The 19,150-nt window shown below is 72.1% G+C and carries 19 protein-coding genes and 1 pseudogene; 12 read left to right on the top strand and 8 right to left on the bottom strand.

Going from position 1 to position 19,150, the window contains the following annotated elements; genetic code table 11:
* Window positions 1-12: 12 nt before the first annotated feature.
* On the bottom strand, window positions 13-1,950 hold the full coding sequence (locus ACP4J3_RS35995) for a hypothetical protein (RefSeq protein ID WP_426540520.1): 1,938 nt from the start codon (window positions 1,948-1,950) through the stop codon (window positions 13-15).
* Between the two features lie 25 nt (window positions 1,951-1,975).
* On the bottom strand, window positions 1,976-2,749 hold the full coding sequence (locus tag ACP4J3_RS36000) for an SDR family oxidoreductase (protein WP_426540521.1): 774 nt from the start codon (window positions 2,747-2,749) through the stop codon (window positions 1,976-1,978).
* Between the two features lie 48 nt (window positions 2,750-2,797).
* Here ACP4J3_RS36000 and ACP4J3_RS36005 point away from each other — a divergent pair, with 48 nt between their 5' ends.
* The gene (locus ACP4J3_RS36005; RefSeq protein WP_426540522.1) at window positions 2,798-4,231 is read left to right on the top strand and encodes a class I adenylate-forming enzyme family protein; all 1,434 of its coding nucleotides are present in this window, start codon (window positions 2,798-2,800) and stop codon (window positions 4,229-4,231) included.
* Window positions 4,224-5,354 (top strand): thiolase family protein, encoded by a 1,131-nt coding sequence (locus ACP4J3_RS36010; protein WP_426540523.1) that lies wholly within the window; start codon window positions 4,224-4,226, stop codon window positions 5,352-5,354. The genes ACP4J3_RS36005 and ACP4J3_RS36010 overlap by 8 nt, the downstream gene beginning before the upstream one ends.
* A 340-nt stretch (window positions 5,355-5,694) precedes the next feature.
* Here the strand turns inward: ACP4J3_RS36010 and ACP4J3_RS36015 are convergent, their stop codons facing one another.
* Genes ACP4J3_RS36015 through ACP4J3_RS36030 form a run of 4 tightly spaced genes read right to left on the bottom strand, consistent with a single transcriptional unit; the run spans window position 5,695 to window position 8,805 of the window.
* Window positions 5,695-6,492, bottom strand: coding sequence for an acyl-CoA thioesterase (locus ACP4J3_RS36015; protein WP_426540524.1), 798 nt, complete (start codon window positions 6,490-6,492; stop codon window positions 5,695-5,697).
* A 10-nt stretch (window positions 6,493-6,502) separates the two neighbouring features.
* Entirely contained in the window at window positions 6,503-7,291 is a 789-nt protein-coding gene (locus ACP4J3_RS36020; protein WP_426540525.1) for an acyl-CoA dehydrogenase family protein, read from the bottom strand.
* A 6-nt stretch (window positions 7,292-7,297) separates the two neighbouring features.
* Window positions 7,298-8,392 (bottom strand): acyl-CoA dehydrogenase family protein, encoded by a 1,095-nt coding sequence (locus ACP4J3_RS36025; protein WP_426540526.1) that lies wholly within the window; start codon window positions 8,390-8,392, stop codon window positions 7,298-7,300.
* Window positions 8,389-8,805 (bottom strand): nuclear transport factor 2 family protein, encoded by a 417-nt coding sequence (locus ACP4J3_RS36030; RefSeq protein WP_426540527.1) that lies wholly within the window; start codon window positions 8,803-8,805, stop codon window positions 8,389-8,391. Before ACP4J3_RS36030 ends, ACP4J3_RS36025 begins: the two co-directional genes overlap by 4 nt.
* A 106-nt stretch (window positions 8,806-8,911) precedes the next feature.
* Between ACP4J3_RS36030 and ACP4J3_RS36035 the strand changes: the two genes are divergently transcribed.
* The 6 genes from ACP4J3_RS36035 to ACP4J3_RS36060 are packed head-to-tail and all read left to right on the top strand — an operon-like array spanning window position 8,912 to window position 14,456.
* Window positions 8,912-11,023: an ABC transporter permease subunit gene (locus tag ACP4J3_RS36035; RefSeq protein WP_426540528.1), complete on the top strand. Its 2,112-nt coding sequence runs from the start codon at window positions 8,912-8,914 to the stop codon at window positions 11,021-11,023.
* Complete coding sequence (locus ACP4J3_RS36040) at window positions 11,001-11,720, top strand: ABC transporter ATP-binding protein (protein ID WP_426540529.1); 720 nt, start codon at window positions 11,001-11,003, stop codon at window positions 11,718-11,720. Before ACP4J3_RS36035 ends, ACP4J3_RS36040 begins: the two co-directional genes overlap by 23 nt.
* Window positions 11,717-12,430 (top strand): ABC transporter ATP-binding protein, encoded by a 714-nt coding sequence (locus ACP4J3_RS36045; RefSeq protein ID WP_426540530.1) that lies wholly within the window; start codon window positions 11,717-11,719, stop codon window positions 12,428-12,430. Before ACP4J3_RS36040 ends, ACP4J3_RS36045 begins: the two co-directional genes overlap by 4 nt.
* The gene (locus ACP4J3_RS36050; RefSeq protein ID WP_426540531.1) at window positions 12,427-12,831 is read left to right on the top strand and encodes a hypothetical protein; all 405 of its coding nucleotides are present in this window, start codon (window positions 12,427-12,429) and stop codon (window positions 12,829-12,831) included. The genes ACP4J3_RS36045 and ACP4J3_RS36050 overlap by 4 nt, the downstream gene beginning before the upstream one ends.
* On the top strand, window positions 12,797-13,114 hold the full coding sequence (locus tag ACP4J3_RS36055; RefSeq protein WP_426540532.1) for a hypothetical protein: 318 nt from the start codon (window positions 12,797-12,799) through the stop codon (window positions 13,112-13,114). Before ACP4J3_RS36050 ends, ACP4J3_RS36055 begins: the two co-directional genes overlap by 35 nt.
* Before the next feature lie 25 nt (window positions 13,115-13,139).
* Window positions 13,140-14,456: an amidohydrolase family protein gene (locus ACP4J3_RS36060; protein WP_426540533.1), complete on the top strand. Its 1,317-nt coding sequence runs from the start codon at window positions 13,140-13,142 to the stop codon at window positions 14,454-14,456.
* Between the two features lie 80 nt (window positions 14,457-14,536).
* Here the strand turns inward: ACP4J3_RS36060 and ACP4J3_RS36065 are convergent, their stop codons facing one another.
* Both ACP4J3_RS36065 and ACP4J3_RS36070 read right to left on the bottom strand, forming a co-directional pair.
* Complete coding sequence (locus tag ACP4J3_RS36065) at window positions 14,537-15,163, bottom strand: response regulator (RefSeq protein ID WP_426540534.1); 627 nt, start codon at window positions 15,161-15,163, stop codon at window positions 14,537-14,539.
* Between the two features lie 24 nt (window positions 15,164-15,187).
* Complete coding sequence (locus ACP4J3_RS36070; RefSeq protein WP_426540535.1) at window positions 15,188-15,526, bottom strand: sensor histidine kinase; 339 nt, start codon at window positions 15,524-15,526, stop codon at window positions 15,188-15,190.
* A 96-nt stretch (window positions 15,527-15,622) separates the two neighbouring features.
* Between ACP4J3_RS36070 and ACP4J3_RS36075 the strand changes: the two genes are divergently transcribed.
* From ACP4J3_RS36075 to ACP4J3_RS36090, 4 genes and pseudogenes are all read left to right on the top strand, one after another.
* Window positions 15,623-16,468, top strand: coding sequence for an alpha/beta hydrolase fold domain-containing protein (locus ACP4J3_RS36075; RefSeq protein WP_426540536.1), 846 nt, complete (start codon window positions 15,623-15,625; stop codon window positions 16,466-16,468).
* A gap of 96 nt (window positions 16,469-16,564) precedes the next feature.
* Window positions 16,565-17,425: a fumarylacetoacetate hydrolase family protein gene (locus ACP4J3_RS36080; protein ID WP_426540537.1), complete on the top strand. Its 861-nt coding sequence runs from the start codon at window positions 16,565-16,567 to the stop codon at window positions 17,423-17,425.
* Entirely contained in the window at window positions 17,422-18,132 is a 711-nt protein-coding gene (locus ACP4J3_RS36085; protein ID WP_426540538.1) for a hypothetical protein, read from the top strand. The genes ACP4J3_RS36080 and ACP4J3_RS36085 overlap by 4 nt, the downstream gene beginning before the upstream one ends.
* Window positions 18,133-18,204: 72 nt before the next feature.
* Window positions 18,205-18,965: pseudogene (locus ACP4J3_RS36090) on the top strand (IS5 family transposase); the annotation flags it as partial.
* Window positions 18,966-19,150: the final 185 nt, after the last annotated feature.

Consider the following 19,150-nt stretch of genomic DNA (forward strand, 5'->3'; position numbering starts at 1 on the left):
CCACGGGGGCGGTCAGGTCCCGTTGGCCGGCTGGGTGTACGTCCGGCCACCGACCGTAGTGGTGAGCGTGCCGGTCGCCTGGAAGACCGTCTCCAACACGTCGATCGTCAGATGGAAACCGTCGGCACTGGTCTTCTTGGTGGCCAGCACCTTGCCATCCCGCCCGGTCCGCGTCAGGTCCGAGTACCAGTCGACGGCGTTCAGGGTGGGGCTCTTGCTGGTGCGCGTGACGCGCTCCGAGCCGCCCAGGAAGGTCCTGCCGTCGTCCGAGTAGCGCTTGTAGCGCACCGACACCGTCTGCACGGCCGTCTTGGCGTCGTCCCACACGATGTCCACCGTCGCGCTGCCGGACGTCTTGCCGCGCAGGGAGTAGGTGCCCTGCGCGGGGTACGGCCGCTGCGGCGCCGGGTCGCCCGCCGTGTACGGCGTGCCCCACGGCACGTCGTCGGACACCGGCTTCACCGGGCGCGTGCGCACTGGCTTGCGGTCCACCAGGTCCGCGACCATCAGGCGGGTACGCCGGCCGCCCGGCTCGGTGGACTGCGGGCACGGCAGCGGGTTCGTGCCGCCGCAGGAAGGTGCGGAGACCAGCCGCTGCCAGTACGTGACGGCCGTACCGTCCGGCGACCAGCGCGGGTCGGCGCCCGCGTTCCAGTTCGGGTCGCCGATGCCGCCGGGTGAGGTGTCGCCCGCGTTCAGCTGCTGGCCCTGGTAGGAGCCGCGGTCGCCGTATCGGTCGATCAGGTACGGCTGGAAGAAGCGGCGTTGTCCGTTGTTGCGGACGGAGGAGACCGCGGACGTGGTCACCAGGTCGGTGACCGGCGGGATGCCGGTCATGCCGGAGACGAACATCGACCGGTCGGAGCCGCGGGTGTCGAGCGCCACGATCCACCGGTCGTCCGGCGAGGAGTCCACGGGGTCCGTGTACTCGGGGTGGGCCGTCATCCGGCGGACCTCGCCCGTGGTCAGGTCGGCGGCGAACAGGTCCATGTTGGACGACTCGGCCGGATGCCCGATGTAGATGACCTCCTTGCCGTCCTTGGTGAAGCCGCGCAGCTCGCCGACGGAGGGCACCGTGGGGTCGAACACGAGCTTCGACGGGTTGTCGGGGTCGCTGTGCACCGGTTGTCCGGTCACGGAGGGGTCGAAGAGGCGGGTGACTTTCTCCAGGTCGTAGCGCGGAGCGCGTGGTGTGCCCGTCGCCGGGGCGGGATCGAAGCGCAGGCGGGCGAAGTAGCCGTACTGGTCGAGGCGGCCGCCCGTGACCGAGGTGCTGTTGAAGCCGATGTGGACCTGGTCGGGGTGCAGGCGCAGTTCGCGGATCGAGCCGCCCGGGCCCGAACCGTCCGCCTTGGTGTTCCAGCGGATCGGGTAGACGTGGACGCGGTCCGGAGTGCAGGCGGCTGAGGCGAGCTTGTAGGGGCCGCAGTCGAGGATGTTCGACCCGTACAGGATGCGCCTGCCGTCCGCGAAGGGCTGCGGATAGCTCGCGTCCTCGTTCGCTCCCTGCTTGTTGGCGGCCGGCGTGCCGCAGGTCAGGCACTTCCAGGCGTCATCGTTCGGGAATGCCGTCCCGTCCGTCCTGACCAGGACCAGCTGCCGGCCGCTGTAGACGCTCGCCGGGTCGGGTGCGGCCGGAGCGCCGGCGAAGGCAACGAGCGCGGTGACCGTACGGCCGTCCGAGAGGAAGCCGCCGCCCTGGAGAGCGTCCGCCCAGTCGGCGGAGATGCAGCCTGTGCGGTTGGGGTTGACCGCCGGCGTGCAGGAACCGGCTTTCTCCGAGGGCGCTGTCGGTGGCAGCGGCAGCTGCCGTACCCGGATCCGCTCGGGGTCCGGCGGCGCGGGAGCGGTCGCGGAGGCCTGTGCGGGCTGCAGGAAGGCGCTCACCGACATCAGGGACAGGAGGAGGACGAGGGCGCGCCAAGTCCAGCCCCGGGTTCTCGTGCGCAAGGTTTACCTCCTGCAGTGTGGGGGGCTACTTCGGTGGGAACCTCAACGCGCCGTCCAGCCGAACCACTTCACCGTTGAGGTAGTCGTTCTCGCACAGGTGCTGGACCAGTGCGGCGTACTCCTCCGGCCGGCCCATGCGCCGCGGATGCGGCACCTGGGGGCCCCAGTACGCCTCCAGGCGGTCGGCGGCCTTCCCGTACGCGGGCGTGAGGACGGTGCCCGGAGCGACGGACACCACGCGGATGCCGAGAGGGGACAGATCCCGGGCGGCGACCAGTGTCATCGCGCTCACCCCGCCCTTCGCGGCGGCGTATGGCAGCTGGCCGATCTGGCCCTCGTACGCCGCGATGGAGGACGTCGTCACGATCACGCCCCGACCGCCGCCCTCGCCGAGGGGTGCGGTGCGCGCGACGGCGGCTGCGGTCATGCGCATGACATTGAAGACGCCCGTCAGGTAGACGTCGACGGTGGTGCGGAAGCCGGCGAGGCCGAGAGGTGAGCCGTCCTTGCCGACGAGCCGACCGCCGCTCGCCGGGCCGCCGTGGCAGTCAACGGCGATCCGGAACTCGCCCGCCTGCTCTGCCGCCTGCACCGCTGCCGCCACAGAGTCCTCGTCCGTGGCGTCGGTGCGGACGTACCGCACACCGAGTTCCGCCTCCATGGCCTTGCCCTTGTCGTCGGCCAGGTCGGCGACCACCACCCGGGCGCCTTCCGCGTGCAGCCGCCGCACCGTCGCCTCACCCAGCCCGCCCGCGCCGCCGACCACCAAGGCCGCCACACCGTCGATGCGCACTGTCATTCCCCTCTCTTGCTAGTCATCCTCTAAGTGTAGGAGAATGGTGTTCTCATGAATATAGCCGTGCTTCTGGAAATGGCCGCCTCCGCGGGGGACCGGCCGGCCGTCACGGAGGGCGGCCGCTCGCTCTCCGCGGCCGAGCTCCAGCGCCTCGCACGTCACGCGGCCGACCGCTTCCGTGACCGCACAGCGGTCCTGTACCTGGGTCCGAACCACCTCGCCTACCCCGTCGCCCTGTTCGGCGCGGCCCTGGCCGGAGTCCCGTTCGTCCCCCTCAACTACCGGCTGGGTGACGACCAGTTGGGCACCCTGCTCCTGCGGCACCCGGGGGCCGAGGTGCTGCATCCGGCCGACCTGGACGCGCTGCTGACCCCGCCGCCGGGCAAGACCGAGTGGCGGCCCGCCCCCGAGGACCGCGACGCCACCGCCGTCGTCCTCTACACCAGCGGCACCACCGCCGCCCCCAAGGCGGCCTTGCTGCGCCACCGGCACCTGCTCGCCTACGTCTTCAACACCCAGGACTTCGGCTCCGCGGAGCCGGCCGACGCGAGCCTGGTAGCCCTCCCGCCCTACCACGTGGCCGGCCTGATGAACCTGCTGACGAACCTGTACGCCGGCCGCCGCGTCGTCTACCAGTCCGCCTTCGGCCCGGCCGACTGGCTGGCCACGGTACGCCGCGAGGGTGTCACCCATGCCATGGTCGTGCCGACGATGCTCGCCCGGATCACTGCGGAACTCGGTGACGCGGAGGCCAGGACGCCGACCCTGCGCAGTCTCGCCTACGGCGGTGCGCGCTGCCCCCGCCCGGTGGTGGAGCGAGCCCTGCGCCAGTTCCCCGAGACCGGCTTCGTGGGCGCCTACGGGCTGACGGAGACCGCCTCGTCGGTCTGTGTGCTGGGCCCCGACGACCACTGGCGGGCGGTCGCCTCCGACGACCCGGCGGTGCGGGCGCGGCTCGGCTCGGTGGGCCGGCCGCTGCCGGGCGTGGAGATCGAGATCCGGGACGGGGACGGAAAGCCGCTCGGACCGGGCGGGACGGGGCTCGTCTTCGTGCGCGGGGAGCAGATCTCCGGCGAGTACGCGGAGACGAGCTCGGTGGCCGGGGACGGCTGGTTCGCCACGCGTGACCGGGGCCGTCTGGACGAGGACGGTTACCTCTTCGTCGAGGGCCGCGCCGACGACACCATCATCCGGGGCGGGGAGAACATCGCCCCCGCCGAGATCGAGGACGTGCTGCTCCAGTACCCGGGGGTGCGCGAGGCCGCCGTACTGGGGATGCCCGACCCGGAGTGGGGCCAGCGCCTGGTCGCGGTGCTGGTCGGGGCGGGCGACCCGGACGAGATCCGCTCCTTCGCGAAACAGCGCCTGCGCTCCTCCAAGACGCCGGACACCGTCGTCTTCCGCCCCGAACTGCCTCGCACACCCACCGGAAAAGTCCTGCGCCGCACGCTCGTCGCCGAACTGGAGGAGGCCGCCGATGCCTGAAGCCGTGCTCGTCGCCGCCCTGCGCACGCCCATCGGTACCGCCTTCAAGGGGAGCCTGCGCGAGACGACTGCGTACGACCTGGCGGTCCGTGTCGTCACGGCCGTGGCCCAAGGGCTGGATCCGGAACTCGTGGACGACGTGATCCTCGCCGAGTCGCACTACGGCGGCGGAGTCGTCGCCCGCCACGCCGCGCTGACGGCGGGCCTGCCGCGGGTGCCGGGGCTCGCCCTGAACCGGCACTGCGCGGCGGGCCTCGCCGCCGTCCAGACGGCCGCCGGTTCTGTCCGGGCCGGCATGGACCGGCTCGTGCTCGCCGGAGGCGTCAACTCCGCGTCCACCGCACCGAAATTGTCCTTCCTGGACAGCGAGCGCTGGGTGCCGCCCTCGCACCCGGACCGCCCGGACGCCCCCAACCTCGACATGTCGATCACGGTCGGCTGGAACACGGCTGTCAGGGAAGGCCTCACCCGCGCGGAGATGGACGCGTGGGCGCTGCGCTCCCACCGCAGCGCCGTCCGCGCGCTCGACGAGGGCCGCTTCAAGGACGAGACCGTGCCGGTCGACACCCCACGCGGCCCCTTCGAGACCGACGAGCACCCGCGCCGCGACACCAGCGCCGAGAAACTGGCTGCCCTCAAACCGCTCCACCCGGAGCTCGAGGGCTTCTCGATCACGGCGGGCAACGCGTGCGGCGCCAACGACGCGGCGGCGGCCGTGGCCGTGGCCGACGAGCAGCTCGGCCTGCCCGCACTGGCCAGGGTGCGCTCCTGGGCTTCGGTGGCCCTGGACCCGGCCGAGACCGGCCTGACCCCCGTGCACGCCATCCCCAAGGCGCTTCAGCGGGCGGGCATGGCGGTGTCCGACGTGGACCTGTTCGAGATCAACGAGGCGTTCGCCTCGGTGCCGCTCGCGGTGATCCGCCGCCTCGGCCTGGACCCGGACACGGTGAACGTCAACGGCAGCGGCTGCTCCCTCGGTCACCCCGTCGCCGCCACGGGCACCAGGATGATCGTCACACTCGTCCACGAACTGCGCCGCCGGGGCGGCGGAGTGGGCGTCGCGTCGATGTGCGCGGGCGGGGGGATGGGATCGGCGCTGGTTCTGGAGGTCCCGGCACCCTGACAACTGCCCGTGGGGGAGAGCGTCATGGCGGCTTCGGGGCGGCCGGCGTGGGTGCTGGTGGCCGGTCTGCCGTCGTGCCGCCGGCGCCAGGCGGGGGCGCCCGGGCTCCGTCGTACCACTCAGGCGAGGTCTGCGGCCGGGCTCCAGTCATGCGATTGGCGTGAGTTTGGGTGGCCGGGCGGGCTGCTTGCGTGGGTGCGGGTGGCTGGGTCGCCGGGCGGGCTGCTTGCGTGGGTGCGGGTGGCTGGGTCGCCGGGCGGGCTGCTTGCGCGGGTGCCGGTGGCCGGGCCGCCGGTGTGCACTCCCGCGTCGGCCGACGCCCCGACCGCAGCCGCACCGCTCATGCCGTGAACCGCAGCAGCGCCTCCTGTGCGTACGACGCGAGCAGCGTGCCGTCCGGTGTCAGGACGTCCCCGCGGCCGAAGCACCGGCCGTGCGCGGCGAGCGGGCTGTGCTGACGCAGCAGCAGCCAGTCCCCGGTGCCGAACGGCCGGTGGAACCACACGGTGTGTGCGGTGACGGCCGAGGTGAACGCACGGCCCGCGTCCGCCTGCGTCACGCCCTCCACAGGACGTAGCGCGGTGCCGATCGGTGTGAGGTCGGTGGCGTATGCGAGGAGGGCGGGGGCGAGATCCCGGGGAGCGTCCGGGATGCGGGTCCACAGCTCGTACTCGGGCGGCTCGGACTTCGCGGTGTCGAGATCGGCCGCCGCCCTCGACTCCCAGGGAAGGACGCCGAGTTCGGCGGCGCGTTCGGGGCCGGGCAGCTCCGGCACGGGGGCTGCCGTCTGCCGACCGGGCCCTTCCTCCCAGGCATGCAGGCTCGCGTTCGCCACCGCGACGACTCCCCGCTCTTGGCGGGCGGTCAGCCGTACGGTCGCGAAGGTCCGGCCTTGCTGCGGCACCTCGGTCTCGTAACGCACCGGCTCGCCCGTGCGTCCCTCCCGCAGGAACTGCGTGTGCAGCGACTTCAGGCCCTTGCCCGGCGCGGAGAGCTGCGCGGCGCAGGCGAACTGGGCGAGCAACTGGCCGCCGAACAGCCGCCGGTGCTCCAGCCGCTGCGAGCGTCCCTCGTAGGCTGCCGCCCCGCGGGGCGCGAGGTCGAGGCAGCCGAGCAGGTCGTTCCACAGGTCGGTCACGGATCGCCTCTCACAGGTCGACGAGGCGGGGTGCGCGCGTCTCACGCAGCAGCAGCCGGCCGGCCTCGCGGGTCAGTTCACGGGTGGAGCCGAGCAGCCCGTCGAGCACCAGGGCACGTTTGACGTGCCGGTGCAGGGCGTGCTCGGCGGTGAAGCCGATGCCGCCGAGCGCCTGCTGGCAGTGGCGGGCGGCGGTGAGCGCGGCCCGGCCGGCCGTGGCTTTGGCGAGCAGCGCGCTGATCTCGTCATCGGCGGCGGCCAGCACCGCCTCCGCCGCCTCCAGCGCCACGTACGTCTCCGCCAGCCGGTGCCGCAGCGCCTGGAAGGAGGCGAGCGGACGACCGAACTGCTGCCGGTCCAGGACGTGTTCGCGGGCGAGTGCCAGCATGGCGCGGCCGGTGCCCAGCAGCCACCAGCCCAGCGCTCGGCGCCCGGCGGCCAGGGGGACGGCGTCGCCCGTGGCCACCCGGCGTATCGGGAGCCCGGGGTCGAGGGCGCTGCCGTCCTGGGAGCCGCCCCGTGCCCACTCCACCCAGGTCCCGCCCGCATACGGCAGCGGCAGCGTGCCCCCGAGCGGGCGGCACGCCGAACGAAGCACGACGTCGTTGAGGACCGGTGCCTGGGCTCCCGTCTCCCCGAGCAGCCGGAAGACCAGCGGAGTCGCCGTGTCCGGTTCCTCCGTGAGGATCTGAGCCCAGCCCAGGCCTGTGAGTGCGGCGTCGAGTTCGGTTCCCGGCGCGCTCGTCGTCATGGTCTTGCGCAGGGCTTCTTCCAGCAGCGCGCGTTCGGCGGCGTCCACCGCGGCTCACTCCTTCCCGAGGTCCAGCAGACGGCGGGCGACGATGTTGCGCTGGATCTCGGCGGTGCCGCCGTAGATGGTCGCGGCCCGCGAGTACAGGTACTCGGTGCGCCACGCCCCGTCCGCCGCCAGCTCCACCGACCCCGGCAGCAGGTCCCGCGAGGTGTCGAACAGCCGTTGCTCGGCACCGGCCAGCAGGATCTTGTCCACCGAGGTCTCCGGTCCGAGCCGGCCGCCGTCCGCCAGGGCCCGCTGGGTGGCGGCCGAGCGGCAGCGCACGCTGTGCAGGTCGAGCCAGACGGCGCCCAGCGCGTCCGCGTCCGGCTCACAGCCGTCCGCCAGGAGGCGGTCCAGCCGGCTGTAGAGGTGGGCGACGCGGTGCCAGAAGCACGTGGACCGTTCGTGCGGCAGCAGGTCCATCGCCAGCCGCCAGCCGTCGCCGGGGGCGCCCAGCAGGCGCGCGGCGGGAACGCGCGCCTCGTCGAAGAAGACCTCGGCGAACTCGTCGACGCCGTGCATCGTGCGCAGCGGCCGTACGGTGATGCCGGGGGAGTCCATGTCGACGAAGAAGGCGCTGATGCCGGCGTGTCCTGGCTCTCCGGTCCGGGCCAGCAGGACGCAGCGGGCGGCGTACTGGGCGAGGCTCGTCCACACCTTCTGGCCCGTCACCACCCAGTGGTCCCCGTCCCGTACCGCCCGCGTGGACAGGGACGCCAGGTCGCTGCCCGAGCCCGGTTCGGAGAAGCCCTGGCACCACTGCTCCTCGCCGCCCAGCAGCCGGGGCACCATCTCGGCGGCCAGCGCGGGCGGCGCGTAGTCGATCAGGGTGGGAACCAGGACCTCGACCATCGACCACAGTCCGGGCTCAGCCAGGTCGCGGGAGGCGACCTCCTCGCCCAGCACCGCCCGCAGCACGCTCGGCCCGCCGAGCCCGCCGACCGCGCGCGGCCATCCGTGTCGCATCCAGCCCGCCGCCCACAGCTCCCGCCGGACACGGGCCAGTTGGGCGACCTGGGCGTCGAGGCCGTGGTCCGCGCCGGGGGCCAGGTCGTGGGTGTCCAGCCACGCTCCCAGCGCCTGCCGGAACTCGCCGGTCCTCATGGGCGGGTGCGTTCGAAGGCGTGCGGGCGGCCCGAGTCGTGGACGCCGCTGCGGCGGATGAAGGTCATGGCGCGGGTGCGCAGCCGCCAGCCGTCCGGGGTGCGGACGTAGGTGTCGTTGTAGTAGCCGATGCGCATCTCGTGCGCCGAGTGCTCGACGAAGCACAGCGGCTGGGTACCGGTGGCCGCGTCGCCGGCCGGCTCGATCACCGGCGTCCCCACGAGGAACAGCCCCTTCGGGGCCGCCGCGATCAGCGCCGGGAACTCGTCGAGCGGGTAGGTGTCGCCGAAGGCGCTGTAACTGCCGTCCGGGGTGAACGCGGCGAGTACCCGGTCCACGTCCCCGCGCGTCATGGCCACCGCGTACCGGGCCAGCAACTGCTCGATCTCCACCAGGTCGTCGGTGTCACTCAAGGGCCGTCGTCCTCTCGTCTCGGACCGTATGAGAATGACATTCTCGCTCAAGGAGTATTGCTCCGGATGGTTGCTTCTCCAATAGGGAGAAGCTAATTTCCAAGTCATGGATCAGCTCCTGGCCTTCACGGTGGTGGGCCTGAGTACCGCCGCCGTCTACGCCGTGATCGGCACCGGTCTGGTGGTCACCCACGCCACCACCGGTGTGTTCAACTTCGCCCACGGCGCGGCCGGGATGCTCTCCGCCTTCGCTTACTGGCAGCTGGCCGTCGGCTGGGGCTGGCCGGTTCCGCTCGCTCTCGCCGTCGTCCTGCTCCTACTGGCCCCGGCCTTCGGTCTGTTCGTCGAACGCGTCCTGATGCGGCCGGTGCAGGCGCTCGGCGAGGCCGAGCGCCTCGTGATGACGGTCGCCCTGCTCACCGGGTGCATCGCGCTGGCCCGCTGGGTGTGGGACCCCAACACCGCGCGCCCGCTCACGCCGTTCTTCGCCGACCGGCCCGCGCTCCGCCTCGGCCCGGCCGCCGTCACCTGGCACCAGGCCATCACCATGGCCGTCGCCCCGGCGATCGCCGCGGCCCTGTGGTTCCTGCTCCACCGCACCCGCGCCGGCACGGAGATGCGCGCGTCCGTCGACGACCGAGCGCTCGCCGGCCTCACCGGCGCCGACCCCCTGCGCGCCACCCGGCTGGCCTGGGTGCTCGGCATCCAGCTCGCCGCCGTCGGCGGCATCCTCATCGCCCCCGCCGTCGCACTCGACGCCCAGCAGCTGTCCCTGCTCATCGTCAGCGCCTACACCGCCGCCGTCTTCGGCCGCCTGCGCAGCCTGCCGCTCACCTTCCTCGGAGCGGTCGTCGTGGGCCTCCTCGAGGCCTACCTCGCCGGTTACCTGCCGCAGAACGACTACCTGCCGGGCCTGCGCCTGGCCGCCCCGGCCCTGCTGCTGTTCCTGGCCCTTCTGGCCTTCCCGCACCGCCGGCTGCGCGGCCGTGACCGCACCCTGGTGCCGGTTCCCCTGCCGACGGTGCGCGGCAGCCTCCTCCTCGCCGGCGCCGTCCTGCTCTTCGCACTGGTTCTGGTGACGGTCCTCACGCAGGACGCGATCATCTCGTACGGCACGCTCTTCCCGCTCGGCGTCATCGCCCTGTCCTTCGTACCGCTCGCGGGTTACACCGGGCAGATTTCCCTGTGCCAGCTGTCCATCGCCGGCATCGGAGCGGTGGTGTGGGGGCACCTCGGCGCGCACGGCGAACTGTGGGCGCTGCCAGTGGCCATGCTGGTCGCCGCGGCGTCCGGCGCGCTGATCGCGCTGCCCGCGCTGCGCCTGTCCGGCATCTACCTGGCCCTCGGCACCGCCGCCTTCGCCGTCGTCCTCGACCGCTGGATCTTCACCCTGCCCGCCTTCGAGGTGCTGGGCGTGCGTATCACCCTCTTCGACCAGGGCTCGGTAGCGGTGACCGGCCCCGACCTGTTCGGCCTGCATCTCACATCGCCGGCCCAGATGCTGCTCCTGTCCGCGGTCTGCCTCGCGCTCGTCTCGCTCGGCGTGGCCGCGCTGCGCCGGGGCCGGTTCGGCCGCCGACTGATCGCGCTGCGTGACAGCGAGGCCGCCTATGCCACGCTCGGCGGACGGCTCCTCGTCGCCAAGACCGCCGTCTTCGCCCTGTCCGCCGGGATCGCGGGACTGGGCGGTGCCCTGTACGGCATGCAGCTGCAGACCGTCACCGCCGAGCAGTTCAACCTGGTCGCCGGGCTGTCGATCTTCCTGATCGCCGTCATCGGCGGGCTCGGCGCGGTCGGCACCGGCCTGTTCACCGGCATCGCCTTCGTCCTCCCAGCGCAGCTGCTGCACGGCGCCGGCCCGTGGGTCCACGACGCGACCGCGCTCCTCGTCGCGCTCGCCGGCATGGGGCTCGCGCACAGCCCCGGCGGCATCCTGGCCCATATGCGCGCCGAATGGGCGCCACTGGGGCGGAACCGGCCGCTGTTGTCCGCACTGGTCGGCGTCCTCGGCCTGTGCTGGCTGCTCGCCGCGCTCGACGTGGCGAACGGCTGGCTGCTTCTCACGATCGCCCTCGGCACGGCCGTACTACTGCGTGTCCGTGCCGCCGCCACACAGCGGCCGCCCTCCGACATCCCGCCCGAGTGGTGGGGAGTACGTCGCCCCTGGCGGCCCGAGGACGGGGAGGTGCTGAGCCGTGCCACCACTGCTGCGGGCTGAGGAGGTCACCGTCTCCTTCGGCGGACGCCGCGCCCTCGACGGCGTGTCGCTGACCGCCGAGGCAGGCCGGATCACGGGCCTCATCGGCCCCAACGGCGCGGGCAAGTCCACCCTGTTCGACGTGGTCTGCGGGTTGCGCCGCCCCGGCGCCGGCCGCATCCGCCTCGACGGCCACGACATCACTCGCGAAGGCCCAGCCCGGCGCGCCCGGCGCGGTATGTCCCGCACCTTCCAGCACCTGGAGCTGTTCGGCCGCCTCTCCGTCCGTGACAATCTCCTCGTCGCCGCCGAACTCGGACCCCGGCGCCGCCACGCGGCCCGTACAACTGACGCGGTGCTGGACCGGCTCGGCCTGACGGGCGTGGCGGGCGACCCCGCCGATGCGCTCCCCACCGGCCTGGCCCGCCTGGTCGAGGTCGGCCGCGCGCTCGTCCTCGGCCCGCGCGTCCTGCTCCTGGACGAGCCTGCGGCCGGACAGGACGCCGAGGAGACACAGCGGTTCGCAGCCCTGCTGCGCTCCCTCGCCGACGAAGGCACGGCCGTCCTCCTCGTCGAGCACGACATGAGCCTGGTGATGAGCGTCTGCGACGAGGTGTACGTCCTCGACATCGGCACCGTCGTCGCCAGTGGCCCGCCCGCCCGTGTCCAGCAGGACCGGACGGTCCTCGCGGCCTACCTGGGGGAGGCGGGATCATGAGTGCCGAGCCGCTGATGGAGCTGTCGGGCATCCGTGCCGCCCACGGCGGCATCACCGTCCTGCACGGCGTCGACCTGGCCGTCGAGGCGGGCCGGACAGTAGCACTCCTCGGCCCGAACGGAGCCGGCAAGACCACGCTCCTGCAGGTCGCCGCCGGAGTGCACCCGCCCAGCGCCGGCCGACTACTGCTCGGCGGCCGGGACGCCACCGGCATCCACCCGCGCGACCTCGCCCGCAACGGCGTGTGCCTCGTCCCTCAGGGCCGCGGCGTCTTCCCGAACCTCTCCGTGCGCGACAACCTCCTGATGATGACCTTCACGGGCCGCACCCAGGAGCAGATCGAGGAGATCACCTACGCCCGCTTCCCCGTCCTGGGGACCCGGCGCACCCAGCCCGCGGGCACGCTCTCCGGCGGCGAACAGCAGATGCTCGCCCTCGCCCGGGGCCTGGCCACCGACCCCGCCGTCCTGCTCCTGGACGAACTGTCCATGGGGCTCGCCCCGTTGGTCGTCGCCGAGCTGTACGAACTCGTCGCCGACATCGCCCGGCAGGGCGTCGCCGTTCTCGTTGTCGAGCAGTTCGCCGCCGCCGTGCTGAAAACCGCCGACCACGCCGCCGTCCTCGTCCGCGGCCGCGTCCAGTGGCAGGGGCGCCCCGACACTTCCCTGCACGCCGAACTCTCCTCCTACTACCTGGGGAGCCCGACATGACCGCACCCTCCGACGCGCGCGCGGACCGGTTCGTCCGCGAACTCGCCGAGCTGAAGATCCCCGACCCCGCGGCCGCCCGCGCCACCCTCTGGCTGCGCCTCGGCGGGCTGCTCATGGCCGCGGGGCTCGTGCTCGGGGCGCTCGCGTTCCCCCTCGCCCACGCCACGGACAACTCCCTCGCCCAGGGCGACGCCCTCGCCATCGGCCTCGGCGGCATCGCCGCCACCGTGGTGGGCGGCGCCCTGTTCCTGCGCTACTCGCTCACCGGCTTCCTCCGCTTCTGGCTCGCCCGCCAGTCCTTCGACCTGGACCGGCTGGGGGAGCGGCTCACCGCACCGGCACCCGTACCCGAAGGAGAACCGCGCAATGGGCTCCCCCGCACCGACCCCGCGCCCAGGTGACCAGCTCGCCTCCGCCACCTCCACCACCCGCGTGATCGTCATCCGGGCCCCGCAGGACGCGGCGAGCCCCATCGAGTGCGGCGGCACGCCCATGGTCCCTGCCCAGGACGCCCCCGCCGCCCAGCCGTCCGGCGAGGCACCCGACACCCTCATCGGCAAGCGCTACGTCGACCCCGCCGACACGCTCGAACTCCTCTGCACCGCCTCCGGCGCCGGACAACTCACGTACGGAGGAAAGCCCCTGACGGTCAAACCGCCCAAGGCCCTGCCCGCCTCGGACTGATCCGACCCGAGCTCCAAGGAGTCCCATGGACCGCGATGACATGATCCTCATCAGCGTCGACGACCACATCATCGAACCGCCCGACCTGTTCGCGAACCACCTGCCGGCCCGCTACAAGAAGGACGCCCCGCGCCTGGTCCACCGCGAGGACGGCAGCGACGTATGGCAGTTCCGGGACAACTCCGTCGGCAACGCCGCGCTCAACGCGGTCGCCGGACGGCCCAAAGAGGAGTACGGCATGGAGCCGCAGGGCCTGGACGAGATCAGGCCCGGCTGCTACGACGTCGACGAACGCGTCGCCGACATGAACGCCGGCGGTGTCCTCGCCCAGATGAACTTCCCCTCCTTCCCCGGCTTCTCCGCCCGCCTGTTCGCCACCGAGGACTCCGACTTCTCCCTCGCCCTGGTCCGCGCCTACAACGACTGGCACATCGACGAGTGGTGCGCCGCCCACCCCGGTCGCTTCATCCCGATGGCCCTCCCCGCCATCTGGGACGCCGAGCTTTGTGCCCAGGAGATACGGCGGGTCGCCGAGAAGGGCTGCCACGCGCTCACCTTCCCGGAGAACCCCGTCCCGCTCGGCTACCCGAGCTTCCACTCCGAGTACTGGGACCCGGTATGGCGGGCGCTGACCGACTGCGGCACGGTCATGAACCTGCACATCGGCTCCTCCGGCCGCCTCGCCATCACCGCGCCCGATGCCCCGCCCGACGTGATGATCACCCTTCAGCCCATCAACCTCGTCCAGGCGGCGGCCGACCTGATGTGGTCCCGGGTCCTGAAGGAGTACCCGAACCTCAAGATCGCGCTGTCGGAGGGCGGCACCGGGTGGATCCCCTACTTCCTGGACCGCCTGGACCGCACCTACGAGATGCACGCCACCTGGACGCTCCAGGACTTCGGTGGCAAGGTGCCCTCGGAGATCTTCCGTGAGCACTTCCTGACCTGCTTCATCAGCGACCCGATCGGGGTGAGGCTGCGCAACGACATCGGGATCGACAACATCTGCTGGGAGGCCGACTACCCGCACAGCGACTCGATGTGGCCCAACGCCCCCGAGGAACTCCATGAGGTGCTGACCGCGAACTCCGTGCCCGACGACGAGATCAACAAGATGACGCACGAGAACGCGATGCGCTGGTACTCCTTCGACCCGTTCGCCCACATCCCCCGCGAACAGGCCACCGTGGGCGCCCTGCGCAAGGCCGCAGGCCAGCACGACGTGTCCGTCAAGTCTCGCAGCCACCAGATCATCGCCCCCGCCGAGAAGCTCGCTGTGTACCGCAAGAAGGCAGAGGCGGCGCTTGCCGCGGCACAGCGGGGCGGAGAGGGGCAGCCGTAACGGCCGACGGACGGGCACGTGTGCCGCGACCTGTCGACGCTCGCAGCAGGCCCGCCCGTGCCGGGAGCGGGCGGCGCACCTCAGCCTTGCGGCTCTCCGGCACGAACCAGGCCGGTCTCGTAGGCGATGACGACGAGCTGGGCGCGGTCGCGGGCGCCCGGTTTGGCCATGGCCCGGTTCGCGTGCGTCTTGACGGTGACCGGGGTGACGAAGAGGCGTTCGGCGATCTCGTCGTTGGACAGGCTGGTGGCCACCAGGCTCATCACCTCGCGTTCCCTGGGAGTCGGCGTGGCCGGCCTGCGAGGGTCGACGAGGCCGCTGGGGGAGGGCTGGGCGAGGACGCGGGCGATGAGGCCCTTGGTGGCCGCGGGGGAGAGCAACGCCTCGTCTGCGGCCACGAGGCGGATGGCATCGAGCAGCTGAGCCGGTTCGACTCCCTTGCCCAGGAAGCCACTCGCACCGGCCCGGAGCGCCTCGATGACGAACTCGTCCTGACCGATCAGCCGGGTGGCCTCGATGCCGTCGATCTCGGGCATCCGGATGTCCATCACGACGACGTCGGCGCGCTCGGACCGGGCCAGCTCAGCTGCCTCCCGGCCGTTGGAGGCCTCCGCGACGACCTCCATGTCCGGTTGCACGTCGACGAGCAGCCGGAAGGTGCCGCACAGCAGGGCCTGGTCGTCGGCGAGCAGGACGCGAATCGTCATTGACGGCTTTTCCTCACGGGCGTGTCAGACGGTGGTGGGGGCGAGTGAGACCGGCAGGTCGGCGACGACCTGGAAGCCCCCTTCGGGGCGCGGGCCGACAGAGGCGGTACCGCCGATGGCGGCGGCCCGCTCGTGCATGCCGATCAGCCCGTGGCCCGTGCCCGCGCCTTTGGCCGCGCCGGGACGTCCGTCGTCCGTCACGGTGACCCGAAGGCCGTGCGCACCGTAGTCCAGGACCACGGCGGCCCGGGTCGCGGACGCGTGCTTGTGGGTATTGGTGAGGGCTTCCTGGATGATGCGGTAGGCGGTCAGCTCGGTGGCGGGCGCCAGCGGCGAGGGAGTGCCGGTGCGGGCCACGCGCACGGACAGCCCGCTCGCGCGGAACCCGCCGACGAGGGTATTGCGGTCCCGGCGGAGCCGGGTGGGTACCCGGGCCCCTGGCCGGAGCTGCTCCGCCCGATGCCGAGCGTCCCGTTCGAGGGCGTGCGCAGTTACCTGGACGTGCCGTACGCGGTGTCACCCGGCTTCCGGCCCCTCGTACTCGACCTGCACCTGCCCGACGACGGCAGGAGCGTCGCGCGCCCGGTGGTGGTGTACGCCCACGGCGGCGGGTTCTTCACGGGGACCAAGGCGATGGGCCCGTGGCGGTTCCTGCTGGACGCGGGCTATGCCGTCGCGTCCGTCGCCTACCGGCTCTCCGGGGAGTGCCGCTTCCCCGGCCCCGTGCACGATGTGGCCGCCGCCGTCCGCTGGGTCCGTGCGAACGCCGGCACATACGGGCTGGACGCGGACCGTGTCGTCGGATTCGGTTCCAGCGCGGGCGGCTATCTCGTCGGCGCCGTCGGGCTGGGAGCCGACGATGCGTGGCTCGTGGGGCGGCTCGGGCCACACGCGGAAACCTCATGCGCGCTGGCGGCGGTGATCGACCACTGCGCGCCCAACGACTATCTGCGGCTGGATGACGACGCGCCCGACGACGTCATCGAGGTGTCGAATGCCCCGGGCTCGTCAGCCGCGCGCTTTCTCGGCTTCGCACCCCTCGACCGCCCGGGCGAGACCGACCGCGCCCGACTGCCCCGGTACGCCCGCCCGGACAGCCCTCCGTTCCTCATCGCACACGGGGACGCCGACCGGAGGGTGGGCATCGCACAGAGCCGCCGGCTGCACCGTGCGTTGCGGGAGCAGGGCGCGCAGGCCGACCTGGTCGTCCTTCCCGGTGCCGGTCACGTCGACCCGGCCTTCGACGCGGCGCCGCTTCACGAGGCCACGCTCGACTTTCTGAGCAGGGCACTCGCCGCCGTCTGAGCAGGGCGCTCGATCGCGGAACGGCCGCCCCCCGACCATCCACGAATGTCCCCTCGGCGGTCGGCAGCCCACCGAGGGGTGAGACAGGAGATGCATATGCGCCTCGCGAACCTTGACGGACGGCTGGTCCTGGCCGTCGACGGCACGGCCCACGACGTCGAGAAGGCCAGCGCCGGCCGGTTCGGCCCGTCGCCCCAGAGCGTCTACGAACAGTGGGACGAGTTCCGGCGATGGGCGGCCACCGCACCGCTCGAGGACGCCGTGCCGTTCGAACCGGAGCGGCTGCGGTCGCCCGTGCCGGCGCCCGGGCAGATCATCGCCGTAGGTCTCAACTACCACGAGCACGTGGACGAGGCGGGCGTCACCGCGCCCGAGGGGCTGCCGCCGGTGTTCACCAAGTTCCCCTCGTCGATCACCGGCCCCTACAGCAGCGTGGAGCTGCCCGACGGGAACGTGGACTGGGAGGCGGAACTCGCGGTCGTCATCGGCAGAACCGCCTTCCGCATCGGCGAGGACCAGGCCTGGGACCACGTCGCCGGACTGACCGTCGCCCAGGATCTGTCCGAACGGATCCTGCAGATGTCCGGTCCCGCTCCCCAGTTCGGCCTCGGCAAGTCCTACCCGGGGTTCTCCCCGCTGGGCCCCTGGGTGGTCACCCTGGACGAGTTCGACGACGTCAACGACCTCACGCTCACCTGCACGGTCAACGACGAGGTCGTGCAGCGGGCCAGCACCCGGGAGCTGATCTTCCCGATCCCGACGCTGATCGCGCGGCTGTCCGCGGTCATCCCCCTCAACGCGGGCGACGTCATCCTCACCGGCACACCCGGCGGCGTGGGTCTGTGCCGCACGCCGCCGCGGTTCCTCGCGGCCGGGGACACGGTCGTCACCACCATCGAAGGCATCGGCCGGATCCGGCAGCGGATGGTCGCCGCACCCGGAAAGGAAGCAGCATGACAACAGCAGACCTTGTCCGATGGGGCCTCGCCGGGGCGACGTTCGCCGCCTCGGTCGCCACCGTCCGGGACTACGAGCGCTGGCGCGCCCTGGGCCAAGGAGGCATCCCCCACGGCGCCAAGGGCTGGCTGCAGGTCACCTACCTGCGGACCAGAATGCGGGAGACGAAGGACCCCGGTGTCCACCTCCCCTTCATCGGAGAGGCCGGAGACGGGCGATGGCTGACGCAGCTCCCCCACCGTGACGGCGAACGGCCCCGCATCGGCCGCTACCCCGTGCCGCACCGGCAGGTCGACCAGCCCGGCTCGCTGCGCGCCCGGGTCGCCGTACTCGACCGCTTCGACGCATGCGCCGCCGGATCCCCCGGAGTCCTCGGCTACCGCCTCAGCGCCTTCGAACGGCACAACGACGCGATCACCCTGCTGGATCTGGACAAGGCACCGGCTGCCACACGAATGGCCAAGGGAGAGGTGGCCCACATCCATCCGGGAGACGGCTCGATGCACATGATCCTCAGCCCGTCGGACGCCGTCACCGCGCTGGAGGCAGGGTGGGCCGAGCGGCACCCACTGGCCGGGATGTACGGCGAGCCCCTGACATATCTGATGGTCTACTCGCCGCGCAGCCCGGGGGAGGCCGACGTCGTCGGACAGCTCCTAGACGCGGCCGTCGGCTATGCCACCGGCGCGAAAATCACCGCGCACTAGGCGCGTATCTGGTTTCGATCAATTTGGCGGATCCGGCCCGCGCGGCGGGGCGGATCCGGTCGATCGTCGTGTATGGCGCGTGCACAACTGACGGATAGCGAGTGGACGTTGATCGAGCAGCACCTGCCGGTCGGCGAGCGCGGTCCGTGCCCGGAGCGGCTGCGGCAGCAGTTCGAGGGAGTGATCTGGCGGTTCAGGACGGGTGCGCCGTGGCGTGAGGTGCCGAGTGAGTTCGGCGCCTGGACGACCGTGTCCAACCGGTTCCGGCAGTGGCGGGACGCTGGTGTCTTCGAGGCGCTTCTGGAGAAGATGATCGCGGAGGCCGCGAAGCGGGGTGAGGTGGACTTGTCCCTGGTCAGCGTGGATTCCACCACCGCCCGGGCCCATCACGACGCTGTTGATCCTGAGCGGGAGGAACGGCGACGTATCCGGCGTCGACGCAAGGCCCGCCTGAAAGCGGCCCTGCTCGGACGCTCGCGGGGCGGGCAGACCAGCAAGATCCACGTCGCCGCCGACCGCAAGTGCCACCCACTGGCCTTCGTCCCTGACCGCCGGCCAGCCCGCAGTTCATCCCGGTACTCAAGAAAGTCCGGGTGCGCGGATCTGTCGGCCGCCCCCGGACGGACCATGCCGCCAACCGCAAGAAGAAGGGCAGTCGGGGCGGCCGGCCCGTCAGCCACGACACCGAGCTCTACAAGGAACGGAACACCGTCGAGCGCCTGATCAACAAGCTCAAGGCATGGAGAGGTGTCGCCACCCGATACGACAAGACCCCAGACAGCCACCTTGCCGGAGTCCATCTGCGTGGCTCGATGATCTGGATCAAGGAACTCGCACAGGGAACGCGCACCTGTCTGCCTACCCTCTCGGTCCTGACTCATGCCGTGACCGCCCGCCGGACCAGATCGAGATGATCGAGCCCCGCCGGCACGGTCGCAACCGGCGCACCGAAGTCGATCAGGCACAACCACTCCCATGGCGCGGATCTTCTCCACGGTCGTGATCGCCTTGTCCGTCG

Source organism: Streptomyces sp. UG1, assembly GCF_049974585.1.
Classification (GTDB): Bacteria; Actinomycetota; Actinomycetes; order Streptomycetales; family Streptomycetaceae; genus Streptomyces.

Coding starts and splice junctions, on each gene's coding strand:
- ACP4J3_RS36060 (WP_426540533.1), top strand. CDS start 13,140: ATGGACCGCGATGACATGATCCTCATCAGCGTCGACGACCACATCATC.
- ACP4J3_RS36005 (WP_426540522.1), top strand. CDS start 2,798: ATGAATATAGCCGTGCTTCTGGAAATGGCCGCCTCCGCGGGGGACCGG.
- ACP4J3_RS36000 (WP_426540521.1), bottom strand. CDS start 2,749: ATGACAGTGCGCATCGACGGTGTGGCGGCCTTGGTGGTCGGCGGCGCG.
- ACP4J3_RS36050 (WP_426540531.1), top strand. CDS start 12,427: ATGACCGCACCCTCCGACGCGCGCGCGGACCGGTTCGTCCGCGAACTC.
- ACP4J3_RS36025 (WP_426540526.1), bottom strand. CDS start 8,392: ATGAGGACCGGCGAGTTCCGGCAGGCGCTGGGAGCGTGGCTGGACACC.
- ACP4J3_RS36075 (WP_426540536.1), top strand. CDS start 15,623: ATGCCGAGCGTCCCGTTCGAGGGCGTGCGCAGTTACCTGGACGTGCCG.
- ACP4J3_RS36065 (WP_426540534.1), bottom strand. CDS start 15,163: ATGACGATTCGCGTCCTGCTCGCCGACGACCAGGCCCTGCTGTGCGGC.
- ACP4J3_RS36085 (WP_426540538.1), top strand. CDS start 17,422: ATGACAACAGCAGACCTTGTCCGATGGGGCCTCGCCGGGGCGACGTTC.
- ACP4J3_RS36080 (WP_426540537.1), top strand. CDS start 16,565: ATGCGCCTCGCGAACCTTGACGGACGGCTGGTCCTGGCCGTCGACGGC.
- ACP4J3_RS36055 (WP_426540532.1), top strand. CDS start 12,797: ATGGGCTCCCCCGCACCGACCCCGCGCCCAGGTGACCAGCTCGCCTCC.
- ACP4J3_RS36010 (WP_426540523.1), top strand. CDS start 4,224: ATGCCTGAAGCCGTGCTCGTCGCCGCCCTGCGCACGCCCATCGGTACC.
- ACP4J3_RS36045 (WP_426540530.1), top strand. CDS start 11,717: ATGAGTGCCGAGCCGCTGATGGAGCTGTCGGGCATCCGTGCCGCCCAC.
- ACP4J3_RS36035 (WP_426540528.1), top strand. CDS start 8,912: ATGGATCAGCTCCTGGCCTTCACGGTGGTGGGCCTGAGTACCGCCGCC.